We start from the raw sequence: 10,966 nt of genomic DNA on the forward strand, positions 1-10,966 counted from the left end.
TCCGAACCACCCGCGCGGGCGGCACCCGATGACCGCCTGGGCACGGCTGGTCATCGCGCACCCCAAGCTGATACTGGCCCTGGTCGTCGCCGGAATCGGGTTGTTCGGACTGTATGGCGCGGGCGGCTCGAAGAACCTCAGCGCGGGCGGATTCACCGACCCGCACAGTGAGTCATCGCAGGTCGATCAGCTGGTCAGCGCGCACTTCGGACCGCAGAACGCCGATCTGATCGCGCTCTACACCGCGCCGGACGGCAAAACGGTCGACGATATCGGCCCCGAGGTGCGGGCGCGGCTCGACCGAATCGATCCGAAGCTGCTGGCCAAGCCGCTGGAAAGCTATTGGACCAGCATGCCGCCGCGCAAGGCTTTCCTGCGCTCGGCCGACGGCAAACAGGCGATCGCGGTGGTGTACACCGCGGGTGACGAGCAGGCCCGCCTGGCCGCCTATCCCGAACTCGAAGCGGCACTGCGGGTTCCGGGCGTGGACACCCGAATGTCGGGTTACAGCGCGGTATCCACCGAGATCACCACCCAGTCGCAGCGCGATATCGTTGTCGCGGAATCGATTTCGCTGCCCATCACGCTGCTGATCCTGGTGCTGGTGTTCGGCGGCGTGGTCGCGGCGTCGCTGCCGGTGGTCGTCGGACTGCTCGCGGTGGCCGGTTCGATGGGTGCGATCCGGGTGCTCACCGAGTTCACCGAGGTGAGCACGTTCGCGGTGAACATCGCCTCGCTGCTCGGGCTCGGCATGGCCATCGACTACGGGTTGTTCCTGGTCAACCGGTTCCGGGAGGAGATCGGCGAGGGCCGCGACGTGCCCGCCGCGATCCAGCGCACCTGCGCCACCGCGGGCCGCACTGTCGCCTTCTCCGCGCTGCTGCTGATCTGCGCGTTCGCGGGCATGTTCGTTTATCCGCAGGCGGTGCTGCGCTCGCTGGGCTTCGGCGCCATCGCCGCGGTCGCGCTGGCGGCCCTGCTGTCGCTGACCGTGCTGCCGGCGCTGCTCGCGTTGTTCGGCAATCGCATCGGCCGGCCCAAGGCGAAGAAGCTGGCCCGCCAGGACCGGACCGAGCAGTTCTGGGGCCGGGTGGTGGACGCGGTGCTGCGCAAGCCCGGAACCGTCGCCCTGGCAGTGGGCGCGATCCTGCTGCTGCTGGCCGCGCCGGTGCTCGATATCCGGCTCGGCGAGATCGACCATCGGGCGCTGCCTGCGGACAACGCCATGCGGCAGACCGTCGACGAACTCAGCGCGAAGTTCCCGGCGGCCAAGACTGGAGCCACCGCGGTGCTGCAGGGCATCGACGGCGCGGTCCCGCAGTCGGCGCAGCTCACCGCCGCCCTCCGCGATCTGGACGCCGTCCCCGGCGTCGGTTCGGTGGCGCAGGTCGGGCGCACCGGGGATTTCGTGGTGCTGCACGCGTTCCTCGACGCGGGCGACCGCAGCCCGGCCGCCCAGGACACCGTGCGAGCCATGCGCGAGGTCACCCCGCCCGCGGGCACCACGATTCAGGTCGGCGGTGACACCGGCGCGGCCCGCGACGGCATCGACGCCATCATGTCCCGGATGCCGTTCATGATCGCGACCATGGTGCTGGCGACGGTGCTGTTGCTGCTGCTGGCATTCCGGTCGATCGTGTTGCCGCTCAAGGCCGTTGCCATGGCGTTCCTCAGTCTCGCCGCCACCTTCGGCGTGCTGACCTGGATCTTCAACCAGGGGCATCTCGGGGGTGTCCTCGGTGTTGCCCCGGGCCCGATCGACGCGGGCATGATGGTGCTGATCATCGCCGTGATCTTCGGGCTGTCCACCGACTACGAGGTATTCCTGCTGTCGCGGATGTCGGAGGCGCATCAGGCGGGCGCGGACACCGCCCAGTCGGTGCGCATCGGCACGATCAAGACCGCCCGGGTGATCACCGCGGCGGCGGTGCTGCTGGTGTTCGTCACCGGCGCGTTCACGCTGTCGCCGCTGACACCCATGCGGTTCATCGGCATCGGCATGATCACCGCGCTGATCCTCGACGCGACGCTGGTGCGGATGCTGCTGGTGCCGGCGCTGGTGCAGCTGATGGGTCCGGCGAACTGGTGGCTGCCGTTCAAACGGCGAGGTCACGCGGTGACGGTGGTCGAAACAGCGGACGAGCTGAAGACTCAGCCCCAGCTGTAGAAGAAGGTGCGCAGGATCAGCGCGACGATGAACACCACGGTGAACGCCAGGTCGATGCCCGTACCACCGAACCGGATCGGCGGGATCACCTTGCGGACCGGGGCGAGCACGGGCTCGGTCAACGTGGTGACCAGCTGACGAGGCTTTTCCGCCCACTGCGGCCGGTCGGCCAGGATCATGACCCAGTCCAGCACCATCCTGGCGATGAGCAGGATGATGAACAAGGTGGTCAGGAAACCGAGCAGGGAACCGAGGAAGGCCATTGGTGCACTCCTTAGTGATCGCCGTAATGGCGTCTTACCGGCTACAACGCGGCTGACCAGTCCGAAAGTTCCGGTAGCCGCGCTACCGCTTCAAGATCACAATAAGCAGTGACCAGGCCCGATCCCGGTATTGAAAGATCGCTATTTCACCCACGCAGCGCGGCCAGCAGGCGAGCCGCCGCCTCCCGGCTGGCACCCCGGACGATGAATCTCCCGAAACCCCAGCGCTTCTGATGTTCGAGGACCTCTGAGCGGAGCTCGTCGAGGGTGCCGATCAGGACATACGGAGCGTTCAGGAGGTCCTGCCCCGTGGCGCCGGTCACCTCCGCGGCCAGGGCGTCGGCGGCCGCTTCCGCGTCGTCGGTGATCTCCAGATGCTGAACGAGGACTTCGAATTCCGGAGCGCGGCCCGCAGCGTCGGCGGCCCGGCGAACGAGGTCCACCTGGGCATCGATTTGCGCTACACCCCAACGGGTTTCGTGGTCACGGCCGTCGGCCAGGGTGCGTCCGAGCCCGGTGAAGTCGATGATGTCGGCGGTGGCGGCGGCATAGCGCAGCAGGCGGGGGTTGTTGCCGCCCACGCGCAGCGGCATCCGCTGCTGGACCGGGCGCGGGCTGGTCAGCAGCGCCTCGCGAACCGTGAAATGCTCGCCTTCGGCCGACACCGTCTCCCCGGCCAACAGCCTGCGAGTGAGGTCGGTCAGCTCGATCATGCGCGCGATCCGGGCCGAGGCCGAGGGACGTTCGGCGCCCTGCATGCTCCATTCGAACGGGTTGTGGCCCGCGCCGACGCCCAGATCGACCCGGCCCGCCGACAGCAGGTCCAGTGTCGCGACCTCCACGGCCAGCGGCAGCGGATCCCACAGGCCGCCGTTGATCACGTTGGTGCCCAGGCGAATTCGCTGTGTCACCGCCGCCGCGGCGGCCAGCGACACGAACGGCGCGGCACACGCGCCGGGATGATCCGGCAAGAGCAGCGTGTCGAAACCGTCACGTTCGCAGGCCTGCGCGAACTCCGTCCACGACTCGACCCCGGCGAGATTGCCCTGGATCGAGAACGTCACTGCAGCGGCCATAGGGGGCTCCTTCCGTTGCGGCACACGGTAGTTCGCCGGGCGTCGCGACGGCCGCTGTTCTGCTCAGGGCGAAGCGCGACCGGCTAACGAGTCGCCAACAAGTCCGAGACAGCTGTTGTTTCACTGTCTCAGTCGGCTTACCTTGAAGGGGAACAATGTGGTTCACGAAAGGCCTCGGCGATGAACTCCGATTCCCTGCTGCGGCGGTATGCCGCCGATGTACGTTCGCTGATTCCAGGCGCATCCGCCGGGGTGATGCAGCTGATGTACCCGTCGTTGGGCGCCGGGGTCGAGGAACATTCGGACTTCTTCAACGAACCGTTCGAGCGGATCACCCGCTCGGTGCCGCAAATCTGGGCGACGATCCTCGCGCCCGACGGCGACGCCCGCGCCCGCGACATCCGGGACCTCCACCGCGGCATCGGCGGTGTCGACACCCGCGGACGCCGATATCACGCGCTGCAACCGGAGACCTTCTGGTGGGCGCACGCCACCTTCACCTGGGAGATCTTCCGCTCCGTGCAGTTCTTCCACCCGGAAACGCTGACGCCCGCCGAGCAGGAACGGCTTTACGGCGAAACCGTCGAATGGTACGAGCGCTACGGGGTGAGCACCCGACCGGTGCCGCCGAATTACGTTGCGTTCCAAGCGAAGTTCCGCCGGATTTGCGCCGAGGAATTAGAGCTGACCCCTTCGGCGGCGCGCGCTCTGCACATCGCCCAGCACGGCGGAACCGTCAACATGGTGCCGCTGGCCCCGGACCGCCTCGGACGCGCCGCCGGATACGTCCTGTCCCCGCCCCTGCGAGTGATCACCTTCGGCTGCCTACCTGAGGTAGTACGCGACCGCTTCGGCATCCCATGGACGCTGGCCGACAACGCCAGCTTCACGGCCATGGCCACCGCCCTGACCCACGGCACCCGCGTCGTACCCCACCGCCTCAACCACTGGGGATTGCGCACGGCGCTGCGAGTGGTTGGCGCTGGCACGCGTGCCGAGCGCTATCGCCCGGCGGCATGACGACCCGCTACCACTGCTGACGGCGGTGACCAGCGAACGGATTCGGCCGACGGAGGCAGCGAACTCGTCGAGCGCGAGCGAGAACATGCCGAACGCGCCGAACGGCGTGGGGATGTCGCGCCCGCTGCAACGTAGGCGAGATCGCGAGTAGGTGCGCGACAGCTTCTCTGACCGCGCTAGACGGAGCGCGGCGCGTGATCAGCAGGTTCAGACTGTGTCACCGAGGGATTCGAGCAAGGTGCGCAGCGTGGCGGCCAGGCGGGCACGTTGTGCTGGGCTCAGCGGGGCGAGGAGGCGTTCCTCGGTGGCCACGTGATCAGGCAACGCCTCGTCGACGAGTGCACGCCCCTCATCGGTGAGGGTGACCTGGATTCCGCGGCCATCGGATTCGCTGCGCGCCCGGGTGACGAGCCCGCGTTCCTCCAGGCGATCCAAGCGCTGGGTGATCGCACCGGAGGTGACCATTGCCGAGCGCATGAGCTCGGTCGGGGTGAGGCAGTGCGGTGGGTCGCTGCGGCGCAGGGTGGCGAGGACGTCGAAGGATGCGGCGTCGAGGCCGTGCGCGGCAAAGTTTTTGCGCAGCTCGGCGCCGGTGAACTGGCCGAGTCTGCTCAGTCGGCCCAGCACCGCCATCGGCGAGACATCCAGGTCCGGGCGTTGGGTCTGCCATTGGGCGAGCACCCGGTCGACGTGATCGGTCACGCTCGCAGCCTAGCGAATACCTCAGCGGTGAGCTATCTCATAGCGGGACTTTTCTTAGCCCTAAACTATGTTCCTTAGAGCTAAGTAACCAAGCTTGGAGAGGAAAGATCATGCGCATCACAGTGTTCGGAGCAGCAGGCGAGGTCGGCAGCCGGGTCGTGGCCGAGGCCCTGACCCGCGGACACGAGGTCACCGCCGTGGTCCGGGACCTTGCCCGCGCGGGTGCCGTACCCACCGGCGCACAACTCGCCGTCGGCGACGCATCGGTGCCCGCCGACATCGAAAGGCTCAGCACCGGACAAGATCTCGTCATCACCGCGACCCGTCCCCCGGCCGGCTCCGAATCCGATCTGGTGGGCGTGACCGCGGCGATGCTGCAAGGCCTGGCCGGCTCCGACGTCCGCCTACTGGTCGTCGGCGGCGCCGCCACCCTCACCGTGCCGGGCGGCGTCACCCTCCACGAAACCCCCGGCTTCCCAGCTCAACTGCGCGGCATCGCGCAGGCCTGCTCCGAACAGCTCGACCTGGTCCGAGCCGCCACCCACACCGACTGGACCTACCTGAGCCCGCCCGCCGAACTCATCCCCGGCCACCGCACCGGCGACTACCGCCTCGGCCGCGACGAACTCCTCACCGACGACGAGGGTGTCTCCACCATCTCCATGGAGGACTTCGCAGTCGCACTTCTCGACGAAGCCGAGCAGCCCGCCCACCGCCGAACGCGGTTCACGGTCGCGGCAGCCTGATCACCTGCCGCCCCGTGCCCTTCTGCTCCGGAATGACACGTGGCCCGGATGATCGGGAACGCTGCATCGCGTGCGCGGGCGGCAGTCCGCGCGCACGCGATGCCGCAGCAGATGACCAAGGCCTCGAGGATGACCGCGCAAGGAGGGTGGTGCTCAGCTTCCGGCGGGAAGCAGCGGCGCCACCGCCTCGGCGATCTCCTTGGCGTTGTCGCAGGGGCTGAGCTTGCGCGGGTGCACACCCCGCGGGTCGTCGACAAGGATCGACAGCGATCCGGACTTCATCTCGATGTTGAGCGTGCAGCCGCCCGGGACGTCCGGACGCGCCTCGTAGCGCAAGGCTTTCCGGCCGCCGATAGTGAGATCGGCTGCTGAGGGGAACTTTTCGCGGACCTGGGCGAGGGTCGCGTTGCTGGTCTGCACGCGGAATGTGTAGGTGGTCTGCGCGACGTAGAGGCAGCCCTTCCAGGTGAACCCGCCGACCTGGTCCTGCCGCTGCGCAGGCGGGCGCGCGTTCCACTGGTGCTGCGACAAGAGCTGTGTGGTCAAAGCGGTGCACGGGTCGAATGCCGCAGCGGAAGTGGATGTACTGGTCGCCGTGGCGGACGCGGCGCTGGAGGCCGACGCTTGGGAGGTGGTAGTCGGCTTGCCGGGAGTGTCGTTACCGCACGATACGAGCAGCGCGACCGTGGCTGTGGCGCAGGCGATTCGCGCCGAAGTGATATTCATACGCGCAGCTCACGGAGGCGGCGGGCGAAGTCTTCATCGGTGCGCTCGTAGGTTTCCTGGATGGTCTTGAACAGCGATTGGATCTCGCCGGCGACGGCGATGTAGTCCGCGAGGGTGTCGTAGGCGTTGTTCGGACCACCGAATGCCTTCTCCCGGAACAACTTCACCAGCTCGATTGCCGACCACAGCCGCGGATTGTCTTCCCCGAGGCCCCACGACGCCTGTTCCCCCAGGGCGCGGGCGTCGTTCTGGACCGTCGACAGTTCGATGATCAGGTCCTGACACGCCTTGTCGATGTCGAGGAACACCTGCGGTTCCATGCGCACCGCCAACGCCCCCGACTTCGCGTCCTCGATGTATGCCCCGAACGGGCTTTCTATCGCCACCGTCACGCCCCTTCCGCTGGTTCCGCTTGATCATAGAGACGCACGGGCGGGCGCACAGGTTCCATCGGCCGGTAATTTCGGCCGAATCCGGTGCGGCGGGAGGGGCGGCGGGGTCAGCGGGCGGCGGCGATGGCCGCAGCGAGTCCGTTCTCGGTGCCGAGTTGACGGTTGGGGACCTGGGTGCCGTTGATGAGGACGGTCGGGGTGGAGTTCACGCCCGTGGCGAAGACCTCCTCGGTCTTCTGCCGCAGGTAGCCGTCGTAGGTGCGTTCGGTGATGCACTGCGCCACAGACGAATCCGTGTATCCGGCGCTCTCGGCGATGTCGATGAGCTTGCTGTCGGACAGGCCCGCGCCACCCTCGTGCGGCTGCTGTTCGAACATGGCGGTCAGCCACTTCTGATAGTTCCCGGTGCCGGTGTTGGCGACGCAGTAGGAGGCGTTGCCCGCACGCGAGGAGTATTTGTCGGTCGAAGCCCGGTCCAGGAAGGTGATGATGCTGTACTCGACGGCCGCCTCCCCCTTGGCCACAACATCTTCGAGCACCGCGCCGTTGTACTTCTCGAACGTCTGGCACGCCGGGCATTGCAGATCCGCGACCAGCCGCACAACCACTTTGGCGTCCGCTGCCCCGACCCGCACGGACCCGTCGGCCGCCACATTCTGCGGCGTAGCGGGCAGCGGCTGTCTCGTCACCGCATCGTCGGCGTTCGCGGTCTTGCGCAGCACCAGCACCACGCCGACCACCGCGATCACCGCCACCAGCGCGACCGCCACCAGCACCTGAATGAGGATCTTGCGGTCATTGCGCTGCGGAGGAGTCCCCGCACCCGGGTAGGCGTTCACCGTCACGCACCATCACTTTCGCTCGCTGAAGCATTCGCTCAGCCACCCTAATCGGCGCTGCCGACCGGCCCGAGCACCGGCCGACCGTCTCTCAGCGTGCGCACAGACTTCAGTTGGTGAGGTCGATCCGGACGGTGAGCAGGTTGGTGCCGAGCGCGCGCACGACAGCACTGTTCATGCGCGGCAACGTCTTCAGGCGGGCCAGCGCATCGTCTTCGGGCATCGGGTGGGCGACGCCGTTGTGCCATATGCCGCCGACACGAACGCGCACCGAAGGGTTCGCCTTGATGTTTCGCACGTAATCGGATTGGTCGCCGTGGTCCGACACCATCCAGAAGTGCTTGCCGTCGATCTTTCCCCCGACCGGTGTCTGCCGCAGTTGACCGGACTTGCGGCCGAGGGTCTCCAAGAGGATCTGCCCCGGCACGCGGCTGGCGATCGGGTTCGCGAGCCTGCGGTGGAAGAAGTGATCGAAGCGAAGCCGCCAGGATTTCGTTGCTGTAGCCATACACCGAGTGTTGTCGAGACTGTCAGTCTCGTCAAGCTATCCTGGACCGATGTCGACGCCCCGCCGCACCCACACAGGTTCCCGCCGCAACGAGCAGGCCCGCGCCGCAATCCTCAGCGCCGCAACAGAACTCCTCGCCGAACACGGCACGGCTGGCGTCACCATCGACCGCCTCGCCGCCCACGCCGGCGTCGGCCGCCAAACCATCTACCGCTGGTGGCCCTCCAAAGACGCCGTCCTCCTCGACGCCCTGGTACACAGCGCCGAACACGCCGTCACGATCCCCGACACCGGCACCCTGCACGCCGACCTGGACCACTTCCTCCGAGCCACCTTCGAAGCCGCCGGAATCGAACGCAACCGCCGCGCCTTGATCACCGCCGCCATCGCCGCCCAGGACGACCCGAGCCTGTCCGAAGCACTCGACAACTTCCTCACCCAACGCCGCACCGCCCTCACCAACCTCATCGAACGCGCCCGAACCCGCGGCGAAATCCCCCCGACCGCCCCCATCGACCTAGCCGTCGAACAGGCCTTCGGCGTCCTCTGGTACCGACTCCTATTCCACCCCAGCGCTTTACACGCCGACACCGCCACCGCCCTCGCCACCGCATTGACCACTCAGCTGCGCGCGACACCGTGAACAAGACCTCCCAGCGGGCTCAGCACCCTCCGTTGACGATCCGGATAGTCGGGCGGGGAACTCCTTAGATGGCGAAGGCTGGTGGGGGTGCCGTTTTGCGGGCCGGTGGATGGTAGGCGTGCCAGGCGGCAGCCAGGCGAGTGACGGACTCGTGCAGGACCTCGGGTGGGTGGCGGAAGTGGAGCCGGATGTGGTCGTTGCTGGCGCCGGTGATGTCGAGGCCGTTGCCGGCGAGGATGGCGATGTTGTGGCGGAGGGCGGTTTGGGCGAAGGAGTTGCCGTCGCCGTGGGGTAGGCGGAACCAGAGGGATTGGCCGCCGCGGACCGGGGTGGGAAGCCAGTCGGGGAGGTGGGTGGACAGGGCCGCTAATAGCGTGTCGTGGGCGGTTTTTCGGTGGACGGCGTGGGTGCGGCACAGGGTGTCGAGGTCGGCGACGAGGTGGGTGGCGGCCATTTGGGCGGGGAGGTTTCCACCGAGGTCACCGACGGCGCGCAGGCGGGCCAAGCGGGCGATCAGAGCGGGGGTGGCGCGAATCCAGCCGACTCGGAGGCCGCCCCAGAGGTTCTTGCTGAGGGAGCTGATCGTGATGACGGAGTCGACGTCGGCGGCGACCGGCGGTGGGGTCGGTTCGCCGGGGAAGGCTAGGTCGGCGAGGACTTCGTCGACGATGAGGGGTACGGCGGCGAATTCGGCCGCCTCCGCGAGCCGGCGGCGAACGAGAGCGGAAAGAACTGCGCCGGTGGGATTTTGGAAGGTCGGAGTGACGTAGGCGAGTTTCGGGTGGTGCGCGCGTGCGGCCGCCTCGAAACCGGCCAGGCCGAGCGGCAGTGGATGCAGGACCGCCGATGCCTCCTGGAATGCTTCCAAAGCACCTGGGTAGGTGGGGGTTTCGAGGAGGACGCGGTCGCCGGGCCGCAGGTGGGCACGAGCGAGCAGAGTCAGGGCCTGCTGGCCGCCGTTGGTGACGAGGATCTGTTCCGGCAGAGTCGGAGCTCCGAGCCGGGTGTAGCGATCGGCGATCGCGGTCCGCAGCGGAAGGTAACCGGCTGGGTGGTAACCGATTTCACCTGTCATCGTGGCCAATTCCGGCACGATCCGCGCATAGGCTTCGGCGATCTCCGGCGGTGGCGCGTCCGGTGCCGCACAGGCCAGCGAAATCACTTCGGGCCGAGGCTCTATCAGGTGCAGGAACATCGGCGCGCCCGTGGTGTCGGGCACCGCCGACTCGGCCGACCCCGCGACCCGAGTGCCACTCCCCTGCCGCCGCACGATCCGACCCTCGGCTTCCAGCAGATCGTAGGCCGCGACCACGGTGCTGCGGCCCACAGCCAGGCTGCTGGCGAACTGCCGATCCGGCGGCAGCGGCGTCCCCGGCGGCAGTTCGGCATCGTCGATCAGCTGCCGAAGGCGGGCAGCGAGCAGCACATACAGCGGTCCGCGACCCGACGACCAGCGGCCCAATCGCTCCGCCACGTCAATTGGCTCCATATCCAAACCAATTCTGCCCGATTGGCTCTGTGATCACGAACCAGCCGGTCAGAAGATTGCTCCCATGAGCCAAAACACCGCCGTTTCCATCACCGAAGCCATCGCCGGGCTGCCCGGCCCGTTCCAGCAGCACGACCTAGGACTCGTCAACGACACCGTCGTCCGGGTAGCCCGCCTGGAAGGCGAATTCCCTTGGCATCACCACGACGAGGACGAACTGTTCCTCTGCTGGGACGGCACCTTCCGCCTCGACCTGGAGGACCGGGATCCGGTCGTACTCACCGCCGGCGAACTCTTCGTCGTTCCGAGGGGCCTGCGCCACCGCCCGGTCGCCGACACCCCGGCGCACGTCGTGCTCATCGAACGCCCGGACACCAAGCAGTACGGGAACTGAG

Annotated in this window: 13 protein-coding genes; 5 read left to right on the top strand and 8 right to left on the bottom strand. The window is 67.6% G+C overall.

What is annotated here, in order from left to right:
- Positions 1-28: 28 nt before the first annotated feature.
- The gene (locus IBX22_RS02925; RefSeq protein WP_194813826.1) at positions 29-2,167 is read left to right on the top strand and encodes an MMPL family transporter; all 2,139 of its coding nucleotides are present in this window, start codon (positions 29-31) and stop codon (positions 2,165-2,167) included.
- Here IBX22_RS02925 and IBX22_RS02930 read toward each other — a convergent pair.
- Positions 2,152-2,430 (bottom strand): YggT family protein, encoded by a 279-nt coding sequence (locus tag IBX22_RS02930; protein WP_194813827.1) that lies wholly within the window; start codon positions 2,428-2,430, stop codon positions 2,152-2,154. The two genes, IBX22_RS02925 and IBX22_RS02930, sit on opposite strands and share 16 nt — an antisense overlap.
- Before the next feature lie 146 nt (positions 2,431-2,576).
- Positions 2,577-3,506: a TIGR03621 family F420-dependent LLM class oxidoreductase gene (locus tag IBX22_RS02935; RefSeq protein ID WP_194813828.1), complete on the bottom strand. Its 930-nt coding sequence runs from the start codon at positions 3,504-3,506 to the stop codon at positions 2,577-2,579.
- Between the two features lie 180 nt (positions 3,507-3,686).
- On the opposite strand from IBX22_RS02935, the gene IBX22_RS02940 reads away from it, so the two are divergent.
- The gene (locus tag IBX22_RS02940; protein ID WP_194813829.1) at positions 3,687-4,526 is read left to right on the top strand and encodes an oxygenase MpaB family protein; all 840 of its coding nucleotides are present in this window, start codon (positions 3,687-3,689) and stop codon (positions 4,524-4,526) included.
- Between the two features lie 207 nt (positions 4,527-4,733).
- Here IBX22_RS02940 and IBX22_RS02945 read toward each other — a convergent pair whose 3' ends face one another.
- Positions 4,734-5,228 (bottom strand): MarR family winged helix-turn-helix transcriptional regulator, encoded by a 495-nt coding sequence (locus IBX22_RS02945; protein ID WP_194813830.1) that lies wholly within the window; start codon positions 5,226-5,228, stop codon positions 4,734-4,736.
- Between the two features lie 110 nt (positions 5,229-5,338).
- On the opposite strand from IBX22_RS02945, the gene IBX22_RS02950 reads away from it, so the two are divergent.
- Positions 5,339-5,974 (top strand): NAD(P)-dependent oxidoreductase, encoded by a 636-nt coding sequence (locus tag IBX22_RS02950; protein ID WP_194813831.1) that lies wholly within the window; start codon positions 5,339-5,341, stop codon positions 5,972-5,974.
- A gap of 153 nt (positions 5,975-6,127) precedes the next feature.
- Here the strand turns inward: IBX22_RS02950 and IBX22_RS02955 are convergent, their stop codons facing one another.
- The 4 genes from IBX22_RS02955 to IBX22_RS02970 form a co-directional block, all read right to left on the bottom strand.
- Complete coding sequence (locus tag IBX22_RS02955) at positions 6,128-6,700, bottom strand: DUF3558 domain-containing protein (protein WP_194813832.1); 573 nt, start codon at positions 6,698-6,700, stop codon at positions 6,128-6,130.
- Positions 6,697-7,092, bottom strand: a complete 396-nt coding sequence (locus IBX22_RS02960) for a hypothetical protein (protein WP_194813833.1) — start codon at positions 7,090-7,092, stop codon at positions 6,697-6,699. The genes IBX22_RS02955 and IBX22_RS02960 overlap by 4 nt, the downstream gene beginning before the upstream one ends.
- Before the next feature lie 107 nt (positions 7,093-7,199).
- Positions 7,200-7,937: a thioredoxin domain-containing protein gene (locus tag IBX22_RS02965; protein ID WP_194813834.1), complete on the bottom strand. Its 738-nt coding sequence runs from the start codon at positions 7,935-7,937 to the stop codon at positions 7,200-7,202.
- A 103-nt stretch (positions 7,938-8,040) separates the two neighbouring features.
- Positions 8,041-8,439: a nitroreductase/quinone reductase family protein gene (locus tag IBX22_RS02970; RefSeq protein ID WP_194813835.1), complete on the bottom strand. Its 399-nt coding sequence runs from the start codon at positions 8,437-8,439 to the stop codon at positions 8,041-8,043.
- Between the two features lie 49 nt (positions 8,440-8,488).
- On the opposite strand from IBX22_RS02970, the gene IBX22_RS02975 reads away from it, so the two are divergent.
- Entirely contained in the window at positions 8,489-9,082 is a 594-nt protein-coding gene (locus IBX22_RS02975; protein ID WP_194813836.1) for a TetR/AcrR family transcriptional regulator, read from the top strand.
- 64 nt (positions 9,083-9,146) lie between these two features.
- Here the strand turns inward: IBX22_RS02975 and IBX22_RS02980 are convergent, their stop codons facing one another.
- A complete protein-coding gene (locus IBX22_RS02980; RefSeq protein ID WP_309234399.1) occupies positions 9,147-10,556 on the bottom strand; it encodes a PLP-dependent aminotransferase family protein in 1,410 nt (469 codons plus the stop codon).
- A gap of 79 nt (positions 10,557-10,635) precedes the next feature.
- Here IBX22_RS02980 and IBX22_RS02985 point away from each other — a divergent pair, with 79 nt between their 5' ends.
- Positions 10,636-10,965: a cupin domain-containing protein gene (locus tag IBX22_RS02985; RefSeq protein WP_194813838.1), complete on the top strand. Its 330-nt coding sequence runs from the start codon at positions 10,636-10,638 to the stop codon at positions 10,963-10,965.
- The last annotated feature ends 1 nt before the right edge of the window (position 10,966 follow it).

The sequence above is a fragment of the Nocardia sp. XZ_19_385 genome, from assembly GCF_015355755.1.
Taxonomy (GTDB): domain Bacteria; phylum Actinomycetota; class Actinomycetes; order Mycobacteriales; family Mycobacteriaceae; genus Nocardia.